Genomic DNA, 21,835 nt, shown 5'->3' on the forward strand with positions numbered 1-21,835 from the left:
GCTCGACCTGACCTTCCCGGCCATGGGGGCGTAGCCTTTATTCCCGCTGTCCATCACCTTGTGAAGCGGAAGAGGGCGGTTGCCGCCGTGTCGCCACAGTCCCCCAGTAACTCGAGCATCTCGACCGACACCGACCAAGCGGGCAAGAACCCCGCGGCCGCGTTCGGTCCGAACGAGTGGCTCGTCGACGAGATCTATCAGCAGTACCTCCAGGACCCGAATTCGGTAGACCGAGCCTGGTGGGACTTCTTCGCCGACTACAAGCCCGGCGTCGGCGCCGCGGCGCCGGCGGGTACTGCGGCCGCGGGGGCCGCAGACACCACCACGGCCCCCAAGCCCGCGCCCGCCGCCCCGGCTGCTCCGGCCGCCCCGTCGGTGCCCGCGCCGGCCCCCGCGGCCGCGCAGCCCGCGCCCGCCGCGCAGGCCCCGGCCGCTGCCGCTCCGGCGAAGCCCGCCGCGCCCGCTCCGGCCGCGAAGCCCGCTCAGCCGAAGAAGGCCGAGCCCGCCGCCGCCTCCGCCGAGGGCCCCGAGCTCGTCACCCTGCGCGGCCCGGCCGCCGCGGTCGCGAAGAACATGAACGCCTCGCTGGAGGTGCCCACGGCCACGTCCGTGCGCGCGGTCCCGGTGAAGCTGCTGTTCGACAACCGCATCGTCATCAACAACCACCTGAAGCGCGCCCGGGGCGGGAAGATCTCCTTCACGCACCTGATCGGCTACGCGATGGTGCAGGCCATCAAGGCCATGCCGTCGATGAACTACTCCTTCGCGGAGAAGGACGGCAAGCCGACCCTGGTCAAGCCGGAGCACATCAACTTCGGCCTCGCCATCGACCTGGTCAAGCCCAACGGCGACCGCCAGCTCGTGGTCGCGGGCATCAAGAAGGCCGAGACCCTGAACTTCTTCGAGTTCTGGCAGGCCTACGAGGACATCGTCCGCCGCGCCCGCGACGGCAAGCTCGGCATGGCCGACTTCACCGGCGTCACGGTCTCCCTGACCAACCCCGGCGGCCTCGGCACCGTCCACTCCGTCCCGCGTCTGATGCCCGGCCAGTCGGTCATCATGGGCGTCGGCTCCATGGACTACCCGGCGGAGTTCCAGGGCACCTCCCAGGACACCCTGAACAAGCTCGGCATCTCGAAGGTCATGACGCTCACGTCGACCTACGACCACCGGGTCATCCAGGGCGCCGCGTCCGGCGAGTTCCTGCGGGTCGTCGCGAACTTCCTGCTCGGCGAGGGCAACTTCTACGACGAGATCTTCGAGGCGCTGCGCATCCCCTACGAGCCGGTCCGCTGGCTCAAGGACATCGACGCCAGCCACGACGACGACGTCACGAAGGCCGCCCGCGTCTTCGAGCTGATCCACTCCTACCGGGTCCGCGGCCACGTCATGGCCGACACCGACCCGCTGGAGTACCGCCAGCGCAAGCACCCCGACCTCGACATCACCGAGCACGGCCTCACCCTGTGGGACCTGGAGCGCGAGTTCGCGGTCGGCGGCTTCTCCGGCAAGTCCCTGATGAAGCTGCGCGACATCCTCGGTGTCCTGCGCGACTCGTACTGCCGCACCACCGGCATCGAGTTCATGCACATCCAGGACCCGAAGCAGCGCAAGTGGATCCAGGACCGCATCGAGCGCCCGCACACCAAGCCGGAGCGCGAGGAGCAGCTGCGCATCCTGCGCCGGCTGAACGCCGCGGAGGCCTTCGAGACCTTCCTGCAGACGAAGTACGTCGGCCAGAAGCGCTTCTCCCTGGAGGGCGGCGAGTCCGTCATCCCGCTGCTCGACGCGGTGCTGGACTCGGCCGCCGAGTCCCGCCTGGACGAGGTCGTCATCGGCATGGCCCACCGCGGCCGCCTGAACGTCCTCGCCAACATCGTCGGCAAGTCGTACGCGCAGATCTTCCGCGAGTTCGAGGGCAACCTCGACCCGAAGTCGATGCACGGCTCCGGCGACGTGAAGTACCACCTGGGCGCCGAGGGCACCTTCACGGGCCTGGACGGCGAGCAGATCAACGTCTCGCTGGCCGCGAACCCCTCCCACCTGGAGACGGTCGACCCGGTCATCGAGGGCATCGCCCGCGCCAAGCAGGACATCATCAACAAGGGCGGCACGGACTTCACCGTCCTGCCGGTGGCCCTGCACGGCGACGCGGCCTTCGCGGGCCAGGGCGTGGTGGCCGAGACCCTGAACATGTCGCAGCTGCGGGGTTACCGCACCGGCGGCACGGTCCACATCGTCATCAACAACCAGGTCGGCTTCACGGCGGCGCCCGAGTCCTCGCGCTCCTCCATGTACGCCACCGACGTGGCCCGCATGATCGAGGCCCCGATCTTCCACGTGAACGGCGACGACCCGGAGGCCGTGGTCCGCGTCGCGCGGCTCGCCTTCGAGTTCCGTCAGGCGTTCAACAAGGACGTGGTGATCGACCTCATCTGCTACCGCCGCCGCGGTCACAACGAGTCGGACAACCCGGCCTTCACCCAGCCGCTGATGTACGACCTGATCGACAAGAAGCGCTCGGTGCGCAAGCTGTACACCGAGTCCCTCATCGGTCGCGGCGACATCACCCTGGAAGAGGCCGAGCAGGCGCTCCAGGACTACCAGGGCCAGCTGGAGAAGGTCTTCACCGAGGTCCGCGAGGCCGTCACGGCCCAGCCGGCCGCCGGTCCCGTCTCGGACCCGCAGGCGGAGTTCCCGGTCGCCGTGAGCACCGCGATCTCCTCGGAGACCGTGAAGCGGATCGCCGAGTCCCAGGTCAACATCCCCGACACCTTCCACGTCCACCCGCGTCTGCTGCCGCAGCTCCAGCGCCGGGCGACGATGGTCGAGGACGGGACGATCGACTGGGGCATGGGCGAGACGCTGGCCGTCGGCTCCCTCCTCCTGGAGGGCACCCCGGTCCGCCTCTCCGGCCAGGACTCCCAGCGCGGCACCTTCGGCCAGCGGCACGCGGTCCTCATCGACCGTGAGACGGGCGAGGAGCACACCCCGCTCCAGTACCTCGCCGAGGAGCAGGCCCGCTACAACGTCTACAACTCCCTGCTCTCCGAGTACGCGGTCATGGGCTTCGAGTACGGCTACTCGCTGGCCCGCCCCGACGCGCTCGTGATGTGGGAGGCGCAGTTCGGCGACTTCGTCAACGGCGCGCAGACGGTGGTCGACGAGTACATCTCGGCGGCGGAGCAGAAGTGGGGCCAGACGTCCGGCGTCACCCTGCTGCTCCCGCACGGCTACGAGGGCCAGGGCCCGGACCACTCCTCGGCCCGTGTCGAGCGCTTCCTCCAGCTCTGCGCGCAGAACAACATGACGGTCGCGATGCCGACTCTGCCGTCGAACTACTTCCACCTCCTGCGGTGGCAGGTGCACAACCCGCACCACAAGCCGCTGGTGGTCTTCACCCCGAAGTCGATGCTGCGCCTCAAGGCCGCCGCGTCGAAGACGGAGGAGTTCACGTCGGGTCAGTTCCGCCCGGTCATCGGCGACGCTTCGGTGGACCCGGCCGCGGTCCGCAAGGTCGTCTTCGTCGCGGGCAAGCTGTACTACGACCTGGAGGCCGAGCGGGTCAAGCGCGGCATCACGGACACGGCGATCATCCGGATCGAGCGGCTGTACCCGCTCCCCGGTGCGGAGCTCCAGGCCGAGATCGCCAAGTACCCGAACGCCGAGAAGTACCTGTGGGCCCAGGAGGAGCCGGCGAACCAGGGTGCCTGGCCGTTCATCGCGCTCAACCTGATCGACCACCTGGACCTGGCGGTCGGCGCCGACGTCCCGCACGGCGAGCGCCTGCGGCGGATCTCCCGCCCGCACGGCTCGTCCCCGGCGGTCGGCTCGGCCAAGCGCCACCAGGCGGAGCAGGAGCAGCTGGTGCGCGAGGTGTTCGAGGCGTAAGCCTCCGGAGCCTCCGCGGCGATCCGTTCGGAAGGCCCGGTGCCCAGTCCACGCGACTGGGTGCCGGGCCTTCCGGCGTTCCCGGTCGACTCCCCCGCCACACCGGTAAATTGAGAGGTACGGACGCACGGGGCCGACCGGCCGCCGGGCGGGTCGCGACGCAACGGGGGAACGATGGCCGAACTGCTGCGGATCGCCATGGACGACGACGAGGGCGAGGGCCAGTTGGTCGTCGAGGTCGAGGACGACGAGCCCGGCATGGTCCGCGCCTCCCGCGTAGGCAACCGTATGCACGAGGCCACGGTCTCCCTGGAGGAGGCCCTCGCCCCCATCCGACGGGCCGCGGAGACGACCCTGCGCACCTTCCAGGCGGCCCGGCCCAGCACGGTGGAACTGGAGTTCGGTGTGAAGCTCAACGCGAGTGCCGGAGCGGTACTGACGAAGGCGGGCGTCGAGGGACACATCGTGGTCAAGCTGGGCTGGACGACGAAGGACTCCGGGGCGTGAGCGCGTGCCCGTGGGCAGGACTTATCCTCGCTGCATGTACTTCACCGACCGAGGCATCGAAGAACTGGAGAAGCGGCGCGGCGAGGAGGAGGTCTCCTTCGAGTGGCTGGCCGAGCAGTTGCGTACCTTCGTCGACCTGAACCCGGACTTCGAGGTGCCGGTGGAGCGGCTGGCGACGTGGCTGGCGCGGCTGGACGACGAGGACGACGACGTGTAGCAGCGCGGTCCTCCGCCCGGGCGCCCCGGTTCGGGGCGCCCTTTCTGTTTGGGTACGGCCCCTCAGTCCAGGGGCCGCACCACGCTGTACGCCAGCCCCAGCGCGCCGTCGACCAGCAGTACCGCGCCCGCCGCGGCCCAGCCGGCGCTGCGGTGCCGCAGGGCCCAGACCGCGAGGGGCAGGCCCACCACGACCTGGGCCAGGGCCAGGGGGCGGGATCTGGGGCCGCCCGCCCAGGGGAGCCAGGGGCCGAGGCGGCTGCCTTCCACGGCGTCGAGTTCCGCGCGGAAGGCGTCGCGCCAGCCCGACCACTCGATCAGGCGGATGTGCGGCTGGTCGCGGGCGGCGGCCTGGAGGGCGTCGGTGCCCTCGCCGGGGACGAGTCCTTCGGGCAGGGTGACGCCCGCGCGCGTGAGGACGGCGATCAGGCCACGCATGCGTGCCCGTGCGTCGGCCGCGGAGTCGGGGCGGGTCAGTCCGTCGAGGGACTGCACGTCCAGGACCGGGTCGAGGCCGAGGCGGGCGGCGAAGGTGTGCATGGCCTCGTCCTCGCCTGCCGGGGTGCCGTTGGCGAGCCAGATGTAGCCGACGGGGCGGCGGAAGCCCGAAGCGAGGGTGTATCCGGCGCGGTCGGCGTCCCACCACAGGGCGAGGACGGGCCAGGGCGCGCCGACGGCGAGGGCCGTGGCCCAGCCGGTGAGGACGCGGTCCACGGGCTCGTCGCCGTCCAGCCAGGGGCCGCCCTCGGGCACGAGCACGCTCCACTCGTCGCCGGCCGGTGCGAGCAGCATGTCCTCGCGCAGCAGCCGGGCGACGGGGGCGACGGACTCGGGCCCGGCGCGGCAGATCAGCAGGGCGCCCGGGGTGGGGCGGGTCTGGCCGGTGGACCGGGGCTGTTCCGTCGACATGACAACACGCTAGGCCGCTTTGTCCACCTCGCGTGATTTGTGATCACCAGAACGAGTGCCTTGACTTTCGACGTCCGCGATATATCGTGTTTCTTGGAAGACGCGATATGGCGTGTGTCGTGAGTCGTCGTGTGCCGTGGTTCGTCGTGTGCCGCAGTTCGTCGTGTGCGGTGACTCGTCGTGTGTCGTGGTTCGCGTCTCCGTCTTGTCTTCGTGTCAGATCCGGCCCGTGCGGCCGTGTCCGGTCGCCCAGGAGGTCCGCACCATGCCCGAGTGGTCCGTAGCAGAGCGCAGGAAGCTCACCTTCGACGAGCCGGTGAGCGAGCTCCACGTGCGCATCGTCAACGGAACGGTGAACGTCGTGGGGACGGACGAAGGTTCCGCCCGTCTGGAGGTCTCCGAGATCGAGGGGCCACCCCTGGTGGTGACCCAGCAGGACGGCACCCTGACGGTGGCCTACGAGGACCTGCCCTGGAAGGGCTTCCTCAAGTGGCTCGACCGCAAGGGCTGGCGCCGCAGCGCGGTGGTCTCCCTGGCGGTGCCGGCCGACACCCGCGTCGAGGTGGGCGTGGTGGGCGCCGGAGCGGTGGTCTCCGGGATCCGCGGCCCGTCGGTCGTCAAGGGCGTCACCGGTGACACGACCCTCGTCGGTCTGTCCGGCCAGGTCCGCGCGGACACCGTCTCGGGGAACCTGGAGGCGCAGGCGGTCACCGGCGACCTCCGGTTCAACTCCGTCTCCGGCGATCTCACGGTCGTCGAGGGCTCCGGTTCCGCCGTGAAGGCCGACTCGGTGAGCGGCTCCATGATCATCGACCTCGACCCGGGCGGCCCGACCGACGTCCGGCTGACCAGCGTCTCCGGCGAGATCGCCATCCGTCTGCCGGCCCCGGCGGACGCCGACGTCGAGGCCAACACCGCCAGCGGCAGGATCTCCAACGCCTTCGAGGGCCTGCGGGTGCACGGCCAGTGGGGCGCCCACAAGATCACCGGCCGCCTGGGCGACGGCACCGGCAAGCTCCGGGCGACGACGGTCTCCGGCTCGATCGCCCTGCTGCGCCGCCCGCCGCGCGAGGAGGAGCCGTGGGAGGCGGAGGCCTGGGAGGACCCGGAGGCCGCCGCGGACCCGACGGCCGACCCGGTGAACGGCACCCGGCACAGCTCGGGGGACAATTCCGTCTCCGGCGGGGGCGACGAGGAATCCGGCGCCCCGGCCGACGGCACGACCGACAAGAAGGTGCTCTGACATGCCTCCCGTCTTCGCCCACGGCCGCCTCCGTCTCTATCTGCTGAAGCTGCTGGACGAGGCCCCGCGCCACGGCTACGAGGTGATCCGCCTCCTCGAGGAGCGCTTCCAGGGGCTGTACGCGCCCTCGGCCGGCACCGTCTACCCCCGCCTGGCCAAGCTGGAGGCCGAGGGTCTGGTCACCCATACCACCGAGGGCGGCCGCAAGGTGTACGCCATCACGGATGCGGGCCGCGCCGAGCTGGCCGACCGCAGCGGCGAGCTGGCCGACCTGGAGCTGGAGATCAGGGAGTCGGTCGCCGAACTGGCCGCCGAGATCCAGGCCGATGTGCGGGGCGCGGCGGGCGATCTGCGGCGCGAGGTGCGGGCGGCGGCCTCCGAGGCCCGCAAGGGGAACGGCGCCAAGGCGGAGACGCCCTTCGGCGACTTCTCCGACTTCACGGACAAGGAGGCGTGGCGCGCCGCCAAGGAGGAGATGCGCCGGGCCAAGCAGGAGTGGAAGGAGCAGGCCCGCCGCGCCAAGGACGAGAGCCGGCGTGCCCGCGACGAGGCCCAGCGCGCCCGGCGCCAGGCCAAGGAGGCACAGGACCGCGCCCGGGCGCAGGCCCAGGAGGAGGTCCAGCGCATCGCCCGCCGGGTCCAGGAACACGTCCAGGACCACTTCGTGCGGGGCGACTGGCCGACGGGTGTGCGGGAGGGCCTGACGGAACTGGCCAAGGAGTTCGGCGACTTCGGCAAGGACTACGGCAGGGAGTTCGGCTTCGGCCGGCAGGGCGGCGCACAGGGCGCCCCCAAGTCTGCACAGCAGCGGCCCGAGTACTCCGAGACGCCCGAGGACTTCCCCGCCGACTACGAGCCCACCTGGGCCCATGAGCCGTCCAGCGGCGACCCGGTCCGCGATCTGGACCGCCTGCTCGACCGCTTCCGCGACGACATCCGCGACGCGGCACGGGACCACGGTGTGACGGGAGACCAACTCCGCGACGCCCGGCGCCACTTGTCGACTGCGGCGGCCCACATCGGAGCGCTGCTGCGCACGCCGAAGTCTTGACACCGACGCCGGGCGGCGCGAGCGCGACTGAGGGGGCCGTGCGGGTGCGTGGGGGCTGGTCGCGCAGTTCCCCGCGCCCCTGAAAGGGCGTCAGCCGCACGCCCTCAAGGAGGCGCGGGGAACTGCGCGAGCAACCACCCACAACCCGCACCCGCCCGCAGCCCACACCGCCCGTATCAGTCCGAGTCCGAGGCCAAGGCCAACCACGTCAAGCAGCCCCGCAGGGGCAGCCCGCACCGCCCGACACTCACCCGGCCTTGGCCTCTCCCTCGCCGTACAGCACCCGCACGACCGCCTCATACGTCACCCCGTGATCGGCGAGCACCTCCGCCGGCACGCCGGGGCGGGTCGTGAGGGCCAGCAGGATGTGTTCGTCGCCGATGTGCCGGTCGCGGCGGGACGTGGCCACCCGCAGGGCCCGTACCAGAACGTCCTTCGCGTCCCGGCCGAACGGCCGATGCCTCGACCGCGACACCTTGCCCGCACCGGCGTCGCTCCCTGGCCCCACCCGGTCGCCGGACATCGCCCCGACCCCGTGCACTTCCTCCACCCGGGCCACGATCTCCCCGACATCGATGCCCAGCCCGGCGAGCGCGTCGGCCTCGGCCTGCGACAGGCCGCCCCGGCGCCGGGCCTCGCCCAGCGCGTCCCGTACGGATTCCAGCCACTGCCCGCCCCCGAGCGCGGCGAGCGCGAACGAGGCGCGGCCTCCCTCCTTGTCGAGCAGCGCGAGCAGCATGTGCTCGGCGTCGACGGCCGGCGCCCCGCTCCTCTCGGCCTGCTCCACCGCGCCCGTCACCACGGCACGGGCATCCTTCGTGAACCGCTCGAACATCAACGCCTCCCGTACTTCTTGTGCACGGCCTGCCTGCTGATCCCGAGTTCCGCGGCGATCTCCTGCCACGACCACCCCTGGTTGCGCGCACTGCGCACCTGGACCGCCTCCAACTGCTCCAGCAGCCGGCGCAGCGCCGCGACGGCCCGCAGTCCGATCCGCGGATCGCGATCTCCCGCCCGCTCGGCGAGATCTGTTGCTTCGGTCATGATGTCAATTTAGGTTGACACATCGGTCGCCGTCAACCCTAGTTGACAAACGGAACGGCGGGCCCGGGGCAGCACCCCGGACCCGCCGCAAGAACCTCGGCGAGAGCCGTCAGTTGGTGAGTACGACCTTCCCGAACAGCTCGCCCGACTCCATCCGCTCGAAGCCCTCCCGGGCCCGGTCCATGGGCAGTTCCTCGTCGATCACGGGCCGCACGCCCGTGGCCGCGCAGAAGGACAGCAGGTCCTCCAGCTCGTCCTTGGTCCCCATCGTGGAGCCGACGACCTTCAGCTCCAGGAAGAAGATCCGCGTCAGCTCGGCGTGCGAGGGCCGGTCACCACTGGTGGCACCGGAGATCACCAGAGTTCCGCCCGGCTTCAGCGACTTGACTGAGTGCGACCAGGTGGCGGCACCGACGGTCTCGATCACGGCGTCGACCCGCTGCGGCAGCCGGGCCCCCGACTCCACGGCCTCCACGGCACCCAGCTCCAGGGCCCGCTTGCGCTTGGCCTCGTCACGGCTGGTGGCGAAGACCCGCAGCCCCGCGGCCTTGCCGAGCACGATGGCGGCGGTGGCCACCCCGCCGCCGGCGCCCTGCACCAGCACGGAGTCCCCGGGACGTACACCCGCGTTGGTGAACAGCATGCGGTACGCCGTCAGCCAGGCGGTCGGCAGACAGGCGGCCTCCGCGAAGGACAGCTCCTTGGGCTTGGGCAGGACGTTCCAGGTCGGAACGGCGACCTGCTCGGCGAACGTGCCCTGGTAGCGCTCGGTGAGGATGGAACGGGGCTCCCTGGGGCCGACCCCGTGACCGGTCTGACCGATCACGGAGTGCAGGACGACCTCGTTGCCGTCCTCGTCGACGCCGGCGGCGTCGCAGCCGAGGATCATCGGCAGCCGTTCCTCCGGGAGGCCGACGCCCCGGAGCGACCAGAGGTCATGGTGGTTGAGGGAAGCGGCCTTGACGTTGACGGTGCTCCAGCCGGGCCGGGCCTCGGGAGCGGGACGCTCCCCCAACTCGAGGCCGCTCAGCGGCTGGTCGCGGTCGATTCGGGCAGCGTAGACGGCGAACATGGCGTCGACGATAGGTGGCGTTTGCAGTCGGCGGAACGGGAGGGGGCTGTGACACACACCCTCTTGCCAAGCAGTGCTCACCCGAACGGACGCTTCGGCGGGCAAAGAATCGGCCCCGCCCGGATGGGCGGGGCCGATCGGAGCCTGTCGGCCGAAGCACCGGTCAGCGCCGGGCGACGCCCTCGGCGCGCGCCGCAGCCGCGACCGCCGCGGTCACGGCCGGAGCGACCCGCTCGTCGAACGGCGACGGGATCACGTAGTCCGCGGCGAGGTCGTCCCCGACGACACCCGCCAGCGCCTCCGCGGCCGCGATCTTCATGCCCTCGGTGATCCGGGACGCCCGCACCTGCAGCGCGCCGGCGAAGATGCCCGGGAACGCCAGCACGTTGTTGATCTGGTTCGGGAAGTCGGACCGCCCGGTCGCCACGACGGCCGCGTACTTGTGCGCGACGTCGGGGTGGACCTCGGGGTTCGGGTTGGCCATGGCGAAGACGAAGGCGCCCTTGGCCATCGAGGCGACGGCCTCCTCGGCGACCGTGCCGCCGGAGACGCCGATGAAGACGTCCGCACCCTCCAGAGCCGCCTCGAGCGACCCGCTGATGCCGGCCTTGTTGGTGAAGGAGGCGACCTCGCGCTTGACCGGGGTGAGGTCCTCACGGTCGGCCGAGACGACGCCCTTGCGGTCCGCGACGGCCACGTCGCCGATGCCGGCCTCGACCAGCATCTTGGCGATGGCGACACCGGCCGCGCCGGCGCCCGAGATGACGGCGCGCAGGTCACCGATGGCCCGCCCGCTCAGCCGCGCGGCGTTGCGCAGCGCGGCCAGCGTCACGACGGCGGTGCCGTGCTGGTCGTCGTGGAAGACCGGGATGTCGACCCGCTCCTGGAGCTTGCGCTCGATCTCGAAGCACCGGGGTGCCGAGATGTCCTCCAGGTTGACGCCGCCGAAGGACGGGGCGAGGCGCGCCACCGTCTCGACGATCTCGTCGACGTCCGTGCAGTCGAGCGCGATCGGGACCGCGTCCACGCCGCCGAACTGCTTGAACAGGATCGCCTTGCCCTCCATCACGGGGAGGGAGGCTTCCGGACCGATGTCGCCGAGTCCGAGCACCGCGGTGCCGTCGGTGACCACGGCCACGACGGACGACTTCCACGTGTAGTCGTGGACGAGCTCCGGCTGCTCGGCGATGGCGGTGCACACCCGCGCGACGCCGGGCGTGTACGCCAGGGACAGGTCGTCCTTGTCGCGGACCGGCACGGTGGCCTGCACGGCCATCTTGCCGCCACGATGCAGCGCGAACGCCGGATCGAAGGAATCGAGGGGCTCGACCCCGCCGTCCTGATCGGTATTGCTCCCGCTGCGAGGATTGACAATCTCCGCTGCCACTTTGTCTGACCCCTTAAGTGTTCATGGTTTGAGGGTGGGACCACTCCTGGTGAGAAGTGGGCGGGACCGCGTAAGGCCCTGCTCGTTGATACGTACGACGTACGACGTACGGACCAGTACGCGACGGGCGCGCCGCACACGCGCCCTGAGCCCCGGATGAGGGGTGTAAAGAACCTTCTTACCGGACGGACGCCGCTGACGACGAGTCCAATACGTGCAAGATCACATGACGGGAATGGAAACACCCGGACCGACGGACACGAATCAGACACGACCCGGCGATGACACCGGTGTCATTCGTGACCAAATAAGCGGACAATCGATGTCAGAAACCGCGAAGGGTGCCCGTCAGCCGCAAAACCTACGCACGACCGGTCCGCATCCCGAGACGCACCGAAGATCTTCCGGCCGGAAGGACAGATTCCCGCAGAAGGTGTTGTCAGGATGTAACGAACTGCGGTGGTTCGGGGGTAACCCGTTATCCGATTTTGACATGCCGAGCGCCCTGAATGCCTTAGTCCGAATGGCAAGATGCCGTAATCACACGAGGTCGCGGCACTCGAAGGTGTGTGCTCTCGTCGACCTAGGAATACAAGGCCCTGCCGGTCCCAAGGCAGGTGCCGGCCCCATCGGCAACTCCACCCATCCGCCGGAGGAACCCACCATGACCGCAAGCACCACCCGTCGTACCACCGCAGCACGCTCCCGGCTCGCAGCGGTCGGCTCGATCGCGGTCGCAGGCGCCCTGATTCTCACCGGTTGCGGTGACCAGACGAACGACAGCGGCTCCGAGAGCAACGACACCGGGTCGGCGAGCACCGCGCCCCTGGCCGACAAGCTGCCGCAGGCGATCCGCGACAAGGGCGTCATCAAGGTCGGCTCGGACATCGCCTACGCGCCGGTCGAGTTCAAGGACAGCTCCGGCAAGACGGTCGGCATCGACCCCGACCTCGCCGCCGCCATGGGCAAGCAGCTGGGCGTGACCTTCCAGTTCGAGAACGGCACGTTCGACAGCCTCATCACCGGTCTGCGCTCCAAGCGCTACGACGTCGCCATGTCCGCGATGACCGACACCAAGGACCGCCAGGAGGGCATCGACTCGGACACCGGCAAGAAGGTCGGTGAGGGCGTCGACTTCGTCGACTACTTCACCGCGGGTGTCTCGATCTACACCCAGAAGGGCAAGAACACCGACATCAAGACCTGGTCGGACCTGTGCGGCAAGAAGATCGTCGTGCAGCGCGGCACGGTCTCCGAGGACCTGGCGAAGTCCGAGGCCAAGAAGTGCACCGGTGGCAAGACGATCACCATCGAGGCCTTCGACAACGACCAGCAGGCCCAGACCCGCCTGCGCGCGGGCGGTGCGGCCGCCGGTTCCTCCGACTTCCCCGTCGCCGCGTACGCCGTGAAGACCTCCGGCGGCGGCAACGACTTCCAGCTCGTCGGCGAGCAGGTCGAGGCGGCGCCGTACGGCATCGCGGTCGCCAAGAGCAACACCCAGCTGCGCGACGCCCTCAAGGCCGCGCTGGACGCGGTCATCGCGAACGGCGAGTACGAGAAGGTCATCAAGAAGTGGGGCGTCGAGGACGGAGCGGTGCAGGAAGCCGCCATCAACGGCGGCAAGTGACCGCACCGAACAGCGGGCACTGAAAGGCAACACCTGTGACTGACATCCACAAGACGGACGAGCCGGCGGACACCCCGCCGGCCGGCCCGGAGGCGATCAAGGCCATTCCGGTGCGCCACTACGGGCGGTATGTCTCCGCCGTCGTGGCGCTCGCCCTGCTGGGCGCCGTCGTGTACGCGTTCTCCCAGGGCAAGATCAACTGGGGTGCGATCCCGGACTACTTCTTCGACGACCGTGTCCTGGACGGCGTCGGCAGGACGCTCCTGCTGACCGTCCTCTCCATGGCGATCGGCATCATCGGCGGCATCCTGCTCGCCGTGATGCGCCTGTCGAAGAACCCGGTGACCTCGTCGATCGCGTGGTTCTACATCTGGTTCTTCCGTGGCACCCCGGTCCTGGTCCAGCTCATCGTCTGGTTCAACCTGGGCCTGGTCTTCGAGTACATCAACCTCGGCCCGTTCTACAAGAACGAGTGGTCGGACTTCATGACCCCGTTCCTGACCGCGCTGCTGGGCCTCGGCCTCAACGAGGCCGCGTACATGGCGGAGATCTGCCGTGCCGGTCTGCTCGCGGTCGACGAGGGCCAGACCGAGGCCTCCCACGCGCTGGGCATGAGCCATGTGAAGACACTGCGCCGGATCGTGATCCCGCAGGCGATGCGCGTGATCGTGCCGCCCACGGGCAACGAGGTCATCAACATGCTGAAGACGACCTCGCTGGTCTCGGTCGTCCAGTACCCCGAGTTGTTCCGGGCGGCCCAGGACATCGGCCAGACCTCCGGCGCCCCCGCCGAGATGCTGTTCCTGGCGGCGGCCTGGTACCTGCTGCTGACCTCGGTCTTCAGCGTCGGCCAGTACTACCTGGAGCGCTACTACGCCCGCGGGTCGAGCCGCTCGCTGCCGGCGACCCCGTTCCAGAAGATCAGGGCGAACGTGCTGTCCCTGTCCAACCGCGCGAAGCCGACAGGAGGCAAGGCATGACCGCCATGGTCAAGGCCGAGGGCGTCCACAAGTCCTTCGGTCCCCTAGAGGTCCTCAAGGGCATCGACCTGGAGGTGAAGCAGGGCGAGGTGTTCTGCCTCATCGGCCCCTCCGGCTCCGGCAAGTCCACCTTCCTTCGGTGCATCAACCACCTGGAGAAGATCAACGCCGGGCGGCTGTACGTCGACGGCGAGCTGGTCGGCTACCGCCAGAAGGGCGACAAGCTGTACGAGCTCAAGGACAGCGAGGTCGCGGTGAAGCGCCGGGACATCGGCATGGTGTTCCAGCGGTTCAACCTGTTCCCGCACATGACGGCACTGGAGAACGTCGTCGAGGCGCCGGTCCAGGTCAAGGGCGTGAACAAGGGCAAGGCCAGGGAGCGGGCGCGGGAGCTGCTGGACCGCGTCGGCCTCGCCGACAAGGCCGGGAGCTACCCCTCCCAGCTCTCCGGCGGCCAGCAGCAGCGCGTGGCGATCGCCCGGGCGCTGGCGATGGACCCGAAGCTGATGCTCTTCGACGAGCCGACCTCGGCTCTCGACCCGGAGCTGGTCGGCGACGTCCTCGACGTCATGCGTGACCTCGCCGAGTCCGGCATGACGATGGTCGTCGTCACCCACGAGATGGGCTTCGCCCGCGAGGTGGGCGACAGCCTGGTCTTCATGGACGGCGGCGTGGTCGTCGAGTCCGGCGACCCGCGCGAGGTCCTGACCAACCCGCAGCACGAGCGGACGCAGGCGTTCCTGTCCAAGGTGCTCTGACCGTACGACGGTGAAGGGGCGGTACGAGATCCTCGTACCGCCCCTTCGCCATGTGCCGGGCCTACGGCAGCAGCCGTGGCGACATGACCAGCGCACGCAGCTCGTCCGCCGTCAGCGGCGGGGCGTCGAGCCGCGGGCCCAGTGCCCACCTGGAGTCGAACCCGTCGGCGGCCTTGATCATGACCGCGTAGCCCTTCGTGAACAGCCGCACGGAACGCCAGGACCCGTCCCCGCGGCTCCCCCGCGCCGGCTCGCTGGACTCACGCACGTCGCCGTTCGGCAGGGTCTCGGGGACGCAGGTCGCCGACGCTCCCGGGACGTCCGACGAGCACACCGGCCAGTCCTCCCGCCGGCTCGACAGGACCTGGATGTTGAGATACCCGACGCCGCCGTCCCCGTGGACGGCGTAGAGCCCGTCGTACGGGCCTTCGCCCACGACGTTCCCGACCTCGCGGATCTCGCCGGTCCCGGGCGGCAGCAGGCTCGCCAGCCGCTGCGCGCCGGACGTGGCGCCGCTGAGCGCGGTCCCCGGCCGCTCCGGGCCGTTCCAGGGCAGCACCCCGGTGCCGACCAGGCTCACCAGGGCGACGGCCGCCGCGGTCCCGGTCACCGCACCCCGCCTGCGCCGTCGCACGCGTGCGGCCCGCGCGAACACCGCGTCCGCACCGGGCCCCGACGGCATCGGAACGCCCTGGAGGGCCCGCCCCAGCAGCTCCGTCGCACGCGGTACGTCGCTCACGTCGTCGTGCCGGCTCATACGTGCTCCTCCCGCACCGCGGCCCGCAGCGCCGCGAGCCCCCTCGCCGTGTGGCTCTTGACCGTGCTCTCGCGCATGCCGAGCAGCTCGGCGGTGTCGGAGACGCTGAGGTCCTCCCAGTAGCGCAGCACCAGCACCGCCCGCTGCCTGGGCGCGAGCTGTCCGAGGGCGGTGCGGACCATGACGCCGGTGTCGCTGTCCACCGACCGCTCCGGCATGTCCGGCAGCTCGCCGTACGCCTGCTCGCGGCGCCAGAAGCGGCGGCGCCCGGCGATGAAGGTGTTCACCAGCGTCCGGCGCGCGTAGGCGTCGAGGTTGTCCAGGCGCGAGTGCCGGCGTGCGCCGAGGACGACCTTGACCAGCGTGGTCTGGACGAGGTCCTCCGCCTCGTCCGGGTTGCCGCACAGCAGATAGGCGCTGCGGAACAAGGCCGTCCGTCTGCCCTCGACGAAGGCATGCAGTGACGCTTCCGCGCCCCCCGTCATCGCGCCCCCTCTCCCGCCCCTCCGGCAGGGACCGTCTCACTCCTTCCAGTGCGGTGGGAGGGCTTTTTGGACGCAGAAGAGGCGGTACGAATTTCTCGTACCGCCTCCGCGCGGCCGTGCGGCCGCCGTCGGGCCACTACTTCAGCGCGAGCACCAGGGCGTCCGAGGGCGAGCACCACACCGCCCGGGCCTCGCCGAAGCCCTTCTCGCGCAGCACGCGTGCGTGCCACTCGGCGGACGGCGCGTCGCCCTCGGCGTGCTCGCCGTAGATCTCGAAGCGGCGGGCGGTGGGCTCGGCCAGCAGCGGGTCCCGGGCGGCCAGCTGCCACCACTCGGCCCAGTCGAGGACGCCACGCGCCTTGGCCTGATCCATGCGGGCGTGGCGCTGGGCGCGCTCGGCGGCGTTGATCCGGGGCGTCGAGTCGTCGATCATGTGGTCCGCGTTCATGAAGACACCGCCGTCGCGGACCAGCTCCGCGACCCGACCGTAGAGGGCCGCGAGGGGTTCACGGTGCAGCCAGTGCAGGGCCGTGGCGGTCAGGACGGCGTCGTAGGAGTCGTGCGGCAGCTTCGCCGTCCAGTGCGGGTCCTTGAGGTCGGCGGTGACGAACGAGACCCGCTCGTCGCCCGCGAAGGTGCCCTCGGCGATGGCGAGGAGCGCCGGGTCGAGGTCGACGCCGGTGCTGCTGGCCTCGGGGAACCGCGCGAGCAGCCGGGCCGTGATACTTCCCGTGCCGCAGGCGAGATCGAGCACGCGCGGGGCGGGTCCGACGAGGGCCTCGACCATGTCGAGCATGATCCGGAAGCGTTCCTCGCGGTCGGGCATGTACCACTCCTGCTGCCGGTCCCAGCTCTCCTGCCAGGCGGACCAGTCGGCGTTCGTGGTGGTGGTGTCCGTGTCCGTCATCGAGCCCCTCCGTCGCGCACATCACGTAATACCCTGGAAGCACGATCAGCTGTTACCCGACCGCACCCCGACGATAGAACGCCTCCGTAAGGACTACAAGTGGAACTGGCCTATTACTCGGACTATGCCGTACGACTCGTCAACAGCGAGGACCCGGCCCGGGGCAAGGACTCGCTGACCTCGGTCGAGGCCGTCCGCGACCTGTTCGGCGTCAGCCAGGAGGCGGGCCGCAGGGCCACCGACGCCGACGTCACCCGCTTCCGCTCGGTCCGCGCCCGGCTGCGGGCGGTGTTCGAGGCGGCGGACCAGGGCGACGAGGCACTGGCGGTGAACCTGCTGAACTCGCTGCTGCTGGAGTTCCCGGTGAGCCCGCAGATCTCCGGCCACGACTTCCGGGACGACGACGGCCGCCCGCTGTGGCACATGCACCTGGCGGACCACCCGTCGAACGCGACCGCGGGCTACGCGGCCATCGCCGCGATGGGCCTGGCCTTCCACCTGACGGAGTACGGCGTGGACCGCCTGGGCCTGTGCGAGGCCGCGCCCTGCCGCAACGCCTATCTCGACACGTCCACCAACCGCTCCCGCCGGTACTGCTCGGACCGCTGCGCGACCCGCGCCAACGTGGCCGCCTACCGCGCCCGCAAACGCCTGGAGGCCGACCGGTCGGCGAACAGCGGCCGCACGGCCGAGAGCGCCCAGCGGGCCAGCGCGAACGGGGAGCGCTGATCCGGCTTGCGCGGCCGGTAGCGCAGCCGGACCCTGCCCAGGATCAGCTCGTCCGGGACGACCCCGTAGTCGGTGCTGTCACCGCCCGCGTACGCGTTGTCCCCGAGCACCCACCAGCCGCCCTCACGGCGCTCCGCTGCCCGCTTGACGACGAGCAGGTCCTGCTGGAACGGGTGCCGCAGCACGATGACGTCCCCCGGCCGGATCCGTCCCCGGTGCGACACCACGAGCAGGTCGCCGTGATACAGCGTGGGCACCATCGACGGCCCGGTCACCTCGGCCCACCCGAAGGGCCGGTCCGCCCGCCCGCGCTCGGTCTCCTGCGACAACTCCGGCATCCCCGGCACCTCCCCGGTAGGGTCCTCCACCAGTCTCAGTCTCACCCCGGACTTTTGTCCTAAGCCCATGGGGGCACTCGCGAAAACCCGTCTTGCAGGGAGTAATGTCCCACCTGAGAAGACGATCACGAGGAAGGAATGCTCCATGCTTTCCCGCCTGTTTGCCCCCAAGGTCAAGGTCAGCGCGCACTGCGACCTGCCCTGCGGCGTGTACGACCCGGCCCAGGCCCGCATCGAGGCGGAGTCGGTGAAGGCCGTGCAGGAAAAGATGGCCGCCAACGACGACCCGCACTTCCAGGCGCGTGCCACCGTCATCAAGGAGCAGCGCGCCGAGCTCGCCAAGCACCACGTCTCGGTGCTCTGGAGCGACTACTTCAAGCCCCCGCACTTCGAGAAGTACCCCGAGCTGCACCAGCTCGTCAACGACGCCCTGAAGGCGCTCTCCGCCGCCAAGGGGTCCACCGACCCGGCGACCGGCCAGAAGGCGCTGGACTACATCGCCCAGATCGACAAGATCTTCTGGGAGACCAAGAAGGCCTGACCCAGGGCTTCCTGGCTTCCTCAAGGGGCCCGACCGGTTCATCGGTCGGGCCCCTGCCGTGTCTGCGGGGCCGCGGGCGGGCCGGTCAGCGGGCTCCGAGCGACATTTCGGCGATCAGTACGGTCATTCCCCGGGCGTTGCCGGGGAATGACCTGACGTCGGAGCCCACGGCGAGCAGGCCGCCGAGCGCCTCGGGGATGCTCGATGCGAGGGTGCAGTGGTGGACGTGCTCCGCGAGTTCGCCGTCACGGACCATCCGGCCGCTCACCGCGGCGGAGAATCTGCCGCTCAGGGGGTCCGTGCCGGCCTGGAGTCCGCTGATGGCCTGGACGAGGAAACCGTGGGTCACGCCCGACAGGAGCGCGGCGCGATCGAGGTCTCCGGGTACGAGGCTCAACGCCCGCGCGCCGGCCCGCGGCAGGCTCTTGTAGCCGGCGCGGACGGCGGATCCGGTGGAGGGCACGCCCGCGCGGTGTCCGCTGGTCGAGTCGTGCAGGCGCTGCGCCAGGCATCCCCGGTCCAGCAGGACGTTCCGTCGGGTCGCCAGGCCCTCGGCGTCGTGGCGTGCCGCGCCGTAGGCCGAGGGGTCGGTGGGGTCGTCGACCAGGGTCACGTGCTCGGGCGCGACGCGGTGGCCGGGCTCCGCCGCCGCGAGGGCCTGATCCGGGTGCGTGGCCGGGTTGTTGAGCATTCCGCTCACGACCGCGAGGAACGCCGCGGTGACGGACGGGTCGAACAGGACGCGCAGGCGCTGGGACCGCGGCTGCCGGTGCGCCGCCTCGGGAAGGGCGACGAGTGCCTCGCGGGCCGCGGCCGCCACGTCGAGTTCGGCGGGTGAGCGTCCGACGGTGTAGCCCGTGGAGGTCGTGGTCACTCCGGTGCCCGGATCACCCAGGACGTAGGTGGAGACGAAGCAGGACGTCCGCCGCGAGTAGCTCTCCACGCCCTCCGTCGACACGACCGCCGACTCGGCCGCCGCGTCTCCCCAGCGCACGGACTTCACGCCGCGCACCTTGGCCGACGCCGTGACGGCACGCTCCAGTTCGCGCGACAGCGCGGTCTTCTCCTCGGTGGAGAGCGCCACGCAGTCCTCGCTCCACAGGTCGATGTCCGCGGCGGGCACACCGTCCGGGCGGGGCAGTACGGCGTCGCCCCGGACGTCCGTATAAAGGGCGCTGTCGCGCGCGTCGGCAAGGACCTGTCCGAGTGCGGCGGGGTCCAGGCTGCCCGAGTACGCGAAGCCGACCCGGCCGTCGGCGATGACCCTGACGCCGAGCCCGCCGCTGTCGGACCGCGTCACGGATTCGACGGTCTGCTCACGGACGACGATCTGCGAGTCGATGCCCCGCGCCACGAAGGCCTCGACCCGCTCCCCGGGGCGCGCCCGCGAGACGACCTCACGCCCGATCCGTACGACGGCACCGTCGGCCTGCCACGTCATCGCGCGGTACCTCCGACCCTGAGCCCCTGCCGAACTCTCAGCGTGGGTTGGCCGTAGCCGACGGGGAGCGTCTGGCCGTCCTTGCCGCACGTCCCCGGCGGTCCGAGGGCGAAGTCGGTGCCGATCGCGTCGATCCCGCGCAGCACCTCCGGGCCGTTGCCGATCAGGCTGCAGTCCGCGATCGCCTCGCCGAGCCGCCCGCGGTCTATGACGTACGCCTCCTTCGCGGCGAAGACGAAGTCCCCTGTGGCGGTGTTGACCCGGCCGCTGCCCAACCTGGCCACGTAGATGCCGTGAGCGGTGTCGGCGATGACGTCCTGCGGTGCGGTGTCACCCGCCGGGACGAGGAGGTTCGACATCCGGGGCATGGGCAGGCACTGGTAGTTCTGCCGTCTCCCGTTGGCCGGTGCGGCGCCGTCCCGGCCCAGGGAATGCACCTCGTCCCAGAGGAAGTCGACCAAGATCCCGTCCTCGATGAGTACGGTGCGCCGCCCGTCGTGGCCCTCGTCGTCGAAGGCGAAACTGCCCCAGGCGCCGGAGAGCGAGGCGTCGTCCACGAGCCACATCCCAGGAGGCCCCACGCGCTTGCCCAGCATGTCGTGGAACACCGAGCTGCGCCGGGTCAGGTGATCGGCCTCGAGTCCGTGCCCGCACGCCTCGTGGATGAGCACGGCTCCCGTGCCGGGCGCGAGGACGACCGGCATCTCGCCGACCGGTGCCGGGGCGGCCGACTCCCGTGCGTGTGCCCGGCGTACGGCCTCGGCCACCGTGGACCGCACGTGCTCCTCGGTCAGCCGGGCGGCGGGGGTGTTGAGTCCCAGGGACGCCCGCCCGCTGACGGGTGCCGACTGTGCGCCGACCACGACGGTCACCGCGAGCCGTTCGCGTGCCGTGTCACCGGACACGTGCACGCCTCCCGAGTTGGCGACCTGCGAGGTGCGTCGCTCGCTGCGGAGGACCGCGGACACGGAGACGATCTTGCCGGTCTCGGCGGCCGCCAAGTCCGAGACCGAGTGCAGCAGTTCGGCGTGCCGGCTCCGATTCCCCGCGTCGTCCGTCTCCCGGGGGTCCGTTGTGCCGTCCGCGGCGTCGGTGGCGTCCGCGCCGGGAACCCGACCGGGGGCCGGCGACGCCGTGGCCTCACGGACGGTGCGCAGGACGGCCGTCGGGGACAGGGTCGAGGTGTGGCTGAAGCCGGTGGTGGGGCCCAGCCGCGCACGGACCCCGGCGCCTCGTTCCCGGCCGGACGTCGCGTCGAAGATGCGGCCGTCCTTCATCGTCATCGCCGATGCCGCCGACCGCTCGGCGTATATCTCCACGAAGTCGGCCCGTAGGCTCCCCCGCTCCCGGAAGGCAATCGCCAAAAGGTCAGGATCCAGCAAAGTTTCGTATCCCATGCATCCCGTGGACAAGGCAAGGCACCATGCCTACCCAGGCGTATTCAACCCCAACCTCCCACTCGTGCGAAGAAATACTCCAGAAATACTCTGCGCCCGGCCGACGCCTCTCGGAAATGAGCCACGAACAGTCCATGGATCGCACACAAGTTGCAAAATCAACCAAGTCCCCGACCTGCCGGAGTCATATGCGGAGCTCCATAAAAGCGGGCAAATGTGGCTCACCCGAGACCTATGCGATCCGGCCATGCGGGATCAACAGGGCGTTGACGGTGCACTGTTGAGACACTTACGGTCAGCGATCAGGAACGGGGGAATCAATGTACTTTCGACGTTCCCTCGTCCGGCATTGTTTCATCAGCCGAACGGAAGGAATGCCATGGACCAGGACCAGTCCATCGACAACTCGCTCTTCCTCGACGAGGAGACCACCGAGCGTTTCTCGATGCTCGTGAACGACGAGGGCGTCATGCGCGCCGGTTTCGTCGCGCACGAGGCCAACAACCTCAACGAGGCCTGATTCACCGCGTAATGCGGACCTGCGGGGAGGCCTGT

At 70.3% G+C, this 21,835-nt stretch carries 22 protein-coding genes; 11 read left to right on the forward strand and 11 right to left on the reverse strand.

The genetic code is table 11. The annotated features are described in order from the left end of the window. The first annotated feature begins 87 nt into the window (after positions 1-87). The 3 genes from CP983_RS14225 (at position 88) to CP983_RS14235 (ending at position 4,615) form a co-directional block, all read left to right on the forward strand. Positions 88-3,891, forward strand: coding sequence for a multifunctional oxoglutarate decarboxylase/oxoglutarate dehydrogenase thiamine pyrophosphate-binding subunit/dihydrolipoyllysine-residue succinyltransferase subunit (locus CP983_RS14225; RefSeq protein ID WP_150499799.1), 3,804 nt, complete (start codon positions 88-90; stop codon positions 3,889-3,891). A 174-nt stretch (positions 3,892-4,065) separates the two neighbouring features. Then, positions 4,066-4,398 carry a CU044_2847 family protein gene (locus CP983_RS14230; protein WP_229914872.1) on the forward strand — a complete coding sequence of 111 codons (333 nt, stop codon included), beginning with the start codon at positions 4,066-4,068 and terminating at the stop codon, positions 4,396-4,398. Positions 4,399-4,432: 34 nt separating this feature from the next. Then, the gene (locus CP983_RS14235) at positions 4,433-4,615 is read left to right on the forward strand and encodes a DUF6104 family protein (RefSeq protein WP_030952558.1); all 183 of its coding nucleotides are present in this window, start codon (positions 4,433-4,435) and stop codon (positions 4,613-4,615) included. A gap of 62 nt (positions 4,616-4,677) precedes the next feature. Here CP983_RS14235 and CP983_RS14240 read toward each other — a convergent pair whose 3' ends face one another. Further along, positions 4,678-5,523, reverse strand: a complete 846-nt coding sequence (locus tag CP983_RS14240) for a hypothetical protein (RefSeq protein ID WP_150499800.1) — start codon at positions 5,521-5,523, stop codon at positions 4,678-4,680. Between the two features lie 265 nt (positions 5,524-5,788). Between CP983_RS14240 and CP983_RS14245 the strand changes: the two genes are divergently transcribed. Further along, on the forward strand, positions 5,789-6,766 hold the full coding sequence (locus CP983_RS14245; RefSeq protein WP_150499801.1) for a DUF4097 family beta strand repeat-containing protein: 978 nt from the start codon (positions 5,789-5,791) through the stop codon (positions 6,764-6,766). A gap of 1 nt (position 6,767) precedes the next feature. Further along, on the forward strand, positions 6,768-7,817 hold the full coding sequence (locus CP983_RS14250; RefSeq protein ID WP_150499802.1) for a PadR family transcriptional regulator: 1,050 nt from the start codon (positions 6,768-6,770) through the stop codon (positions 7,815-7,817). 247 nt (positions 7,818-8,064) lie between these two features. Here the strand turns inward: CP983_RS14250 and CP983_RS14255 are convergent, their stop codons facing one another. The 4 genes from CP983_RS14255 to CP983_RS14270 all read right to left on the reverse strand — a co-directional run bounded on the left by CP983_RS14255 (position 8,065) and on the right by CP983_RS14270 (position 11,320). Further along, the gene (locus tag CP983_RS14255) at positions 8,065-8,652 is read right to left on the reverse strand and encodes a Clp protease N-terminal domain-containing protein (protein WP_150499803.1); all 588 of its coding nucleotides are present in this window, start codon (positions 8,650-8,652) and stop codon (positions 8,065-8,067) included. Next, positions 8,652-8,861 (reverse strand): helix-turn-helix domain-containing protein, encoded by a 210-nt coding sequence (locus CP983_RS14260; RefSeq protein WP_107902895.1) that lies wholly within the window; start codon positions 8,859-8,861, stop codon positions 8,652-8,654. The genes CP983_RS14255 and CP983_RS14260 overlap by 1 nt, the downstream gene beginning before the upstream one ends. A gap of 109 nt (positions 8,862-8,970) precedes the next feature. Next, the gene (locus tag CP983_RS14265; RefSeq protein ID WP_030952467.1) at positions 8,971-9,933 is read right to left on the reverse strand and encodes a zinc-binding dehydrogenase; all 963 of its coding nucleotides are present in this window, start codon (positions 9,931-9,933) and stop codon (positions 8,971-8,973) included. 163 nt (positions 9,934-10,096) lie between these two features. Beyond that, positions 10,097-11,320 (reverse strand): NAD(P)-dependent malic enzyme, encoded by a 1,224-nt coding sequence (locus CP983_RS14270; protein ID WP_107902897.1) that lies wholly within the window; start codon positions 11,318-11,320, stop codon positions 10,097-10,099. A 664-nt stretch (positions 11,321-11,984) separates the two neighbouring features. On the opposite strand from CP983_RS14270, the gene CP983_RS14275 reads away from it, so the two are divergent. The 3 genes from CP983_RS14275 to CP983_RS14285 are packed head-to-tail and all read left to right on the forward strand — an operon-like array spanning position 11,985 to position 14,685. Continuing rightward, positions 11,985-12,947, forward strand: coding sequence for an ABC transporter substrate-binding protein (locus CP983_RS14275; RefSeq protein WP_150499804.1), 963 nt, complete (start codon positions 11,985-11,987; stop codon positions 12,945-12,947). A 35-nt stretch (positions 12,948-12,982) separates the two neighbouring features. Next, positions 12,983-13,927, forward strand: coding sequence for an amino acid ABC transporter permease (locus tag CP983_RS14280; protein ID WP_150499805.1), 945 nt, complete (start codon positions 12,983-12,985; stop codon positions 13,925-13,927). Next, positions 13,924-14,685: an amino acid ABC transporter ATP-binding protein gene (locus CP983_RS14285; RefSeq protein ID WP_150499806.1), complete on the forward strand. Its 762-nt coding sequence runs from the start codon at positions 13,924-13,926 to the stop codon at positions 14,683-14,685. Before CP983_RS14280 ends, CP983_RS14285 begins: the two co-directional genes overlap by 4 nt. Positions 14,686-14,746: 61 nt before the next feature. On the opposite strand, the gene CP983_RS14290 is transcribed toward CP983_RS14285, so the two are convergent. The 3 genes from CP983_RS14290 to CP983_RS14300 form a co-directional block, all read right to left on the reverse strand. Then, positions 14,747-15,442: a hypothetical protein gene (locus tag CP983_RS14290; RefSeq protein WP_107902906.1), complete on the reverse strand. Its 696-nt coding sequence runs from the start codon at positions 15,440-15,442 to the stop codon at positions 14,747-14,749. Continuing rightward, positions 15,439-15,927 (reverse strand): SigE family RNA polymerase sigma factor, encoded by a 489-nt coding sequence (locus CP983_RS14295; protein WP_150499807.1) that lies wholly within the window; start codon positions 15,925-15,927, stop codon positions 15,439-15,441. Before CP983_RS14295 ends, CP983_RS14290 begins: the two co-directional genes overlap by 4 nt. 136 nt (positions 15,928-16,063) lie before the next feature. Then, positions 16,064-16,834 carry a class I SAM-dependent methyltransferase gene (locus CP983_RS14300; protein WP_150499808.1) on the reverse strand — a complete coding sequence of 257 codons (771 nt, stop codon included), beginning with the start codon at positions 16,832-16,834 and terminating at the stop codon, positions 16,064-16,066. A gap of 99 nt (positions 16,835-16,933) precedes the next feature. Between CP983_RS14300 and CP983_RS14305 the strand changes: the two genes are divergently transcribed. Continuing rightward, positions 16,934-17,563, forward strand: coding sequence for a CGNR zinc finger domain-containing protein (locus CP983_RS14305; RefSeq protein WP_030945828.1), 630 nt, complete (start codon positions 16,934-16,936; stop codon positions 17,561-17,563). Here CP983_RS14305 and sodX read toward each other — a convergent pair. Next, positions 17,467-17,901, reverse strand: coding sequence for a nickel-type superoxide dismutase maturation protease (gene sodX / locus CP983_RS14310; RefSeq protein ID WP_126898332.1), 435 nt, complete (start codon positions 17,899-17,901; stop codon positions 17,467-17,469). The two genes, CP983_RS14305 and sodX, sit on opposite strands and share 97 nt — an antisense overlap. A 145-nt stretch (positions 17,902-18,046) precedes the next feature. Here sodX and sodN point away from each other — a divergent pair, with 145 nt between their 5' ends. Further along, entirely contained in the window at positions 18,047-18,442 is a 396-nt protein-coding gene (sodN, locus tag CP983_RS14315) for a superoxide dismutase, Ni (RefSeq protein ID WP_007491258.1), read from the forward strand. 85 nt (positions 18,443-18,527) lie between these two features. Here the strand turns inward: sodN and CP983_RS14320 are convergent, their stop codons facing one another. Both CP983_RS14320 and CP983_RS14325 read right to left on the reverse strand, forming a co-directional pair. Beyond that, positions 18,528-19,883 carry a TldD/PmbA family protein gene (locus CP983_RS14320; RefSeq protein ID WP_150499809.1) on the reverse strand — a complete coding sequence of 452 codons (1,356 nt, stop codon included), beginning with the start codon at positions 19,881-19,883 and terminating at the stop codon, positions 18,528-18,530. After that, entirely contained in the window at positions 19,880-21,247 is a 1,368-nt protein-coding gene (locus CP983_RS14325) for a TldD/PmbA family protein (protein WP_167537703.1), read from the reverse strand. The genes CP983_RS14320 and CP983_RS14325 overlap by 4 nt, the downstream gene beginning before the upstream one ends. 412 nt (positions 21,248-21,659) lie before the next feature. Between CP983_RS14325 and CP983_RS43955 the strand changes: the two genes are divergently transcribed. Further along, positions 21,660-21,800 (forward strand): hypothetical protein, encoded by a 141-nt coding sequence (locus tag CP983_RS43955; RefSeq protein ID WP_163016824.1) that lies wholly within the window; start codon positions 21,660-21,662, stop codon positions 21,798-21,800. Positions 21,801-21,835 lie beyond the last annotated feature (35 nt).

It is taken from the genome of Streptomyces chartreusis, assembly GCF_008704715.1.
GTDB classification, from domain to species: domain Bacteria; phylum Actinomycetota; class Actinomycetes; order Streptomycetales; family Streptomycetaceae; genus Streptomyces; species Streptomyces chartreusis.

Coding starts and splice junctions, on each gene's coding strand:
- CP983_RS14230 (WP_229914872.1), top strand. CDS start 4,066: ATGGCCGAACTGCTGCGGATCGCCATGGACGACGACGAGGGCGAGGGC.
- CP983_RS14235 (WP_030952558.1), top strand. CDS start 4,433: ATGTACTTCACCGACCGAGGCATCGAAGAACTGGAGAAGCGGCGCGGC.
- CP983_RS14240 (WP_150499800.1), bottom strand. CDS start 5,523: ATGTCGACGGAACAGCCCCGGTCCACCGGCCAGACCCGCCCCACCCCG.
- CP983_RS14245 (WP_150499801.1), top strand. CDS start 5,789: ATGCCCGAGTGGTCCGTAGCAGAGCGCAGGAAGCTCACCTTCGACGAG.
- CP983_RS14250 (WP_150499802.1), top strand. CDS start 6,768: ATGCCTCCCGTCTTCGCCCACGGCCGCCTCCGTCTCTATCTGCTGAAG.
- CP983_RS14255 (WP_150499803.1), bottom strand. CDS start 8,652: ATGTTCGAGCGGTTCACGAAGGATGCCCGTGCCGTGGTGACGGGCGCG.
- CP983_RS14260 (WP_107902895.1), bottom strand. CDS start 8,861: ATGACCGAAGCAACAGATCTCGCCGAGCGGGCGGGAGATCGCGATCCG.
- CP983_RS14265 (WP_030952467.1), bottom strand. CDS start 9,933: ATGTTCGCCGTCTACGCTGCCCGAATCGACCGCGACCAGCCGCTGAGC.
- CP983_RS14275 (WP_150499804.1), top strand. CDS start 11,985: ATGACCGCAAGCACCACCCGTCGTACCACCGCAGCACGCTCCCGGCTC.
- CP983_RS14285 (WP_150499806.1), top strand. CDS start 13,924: ATGACCGCCATGGTCAAGGCCGAGGGCGTCCACAAGTCCTTCGGTCCC.
- CP983_RS14290 (WP_107902906.1), bottom strand. CDS start 15,442: ATGAGCCGGCACGACGACGTGAGCGACGTACCGCGTGCGACGGAGCTG.
- CP983_RS14295 (WP_150499807.1), bottom strand. CDS start 15,927: ATGACGGGGGGCGCGGAAGCGTCACTGCATGCCTTCGTCGAGGGCAGA.
- CP983_RS14300 (WP_150499808.1), bottom strand. CDS start 16,834: ATGACGGACACGGACACCACCACCACGAACGCCGACTGGTCCGCCTGG.
- sodX (WP_126898332.1), bottom strand. CDS start 17,901: ATGCCGGAGTTGTCGCAGGAGACCGAGCGCGGGCGGGCGGACCGGCCC.
- sodN (WP_007491258.1), top strand. CDS start 18,047: ATGCTTTCCCGCCTGTTTGCCCCCAAGGTCAAGGTCAGCGCGCACTGC.
- CP983_RS14320 (WP_150499809.1), bottom strand. CDS start 19,883: ATGACGTGGCAGGCCGACGGTGCCGTCGTACGGATCGGGCGTGAGGTC.
- CP983_RS43955 (WP_163016824.1), top strand. CDS start 21,660: ATGGACCAGGACCAGTCCATCGACAACTCGCTCTTCCTCGACGAGGAG.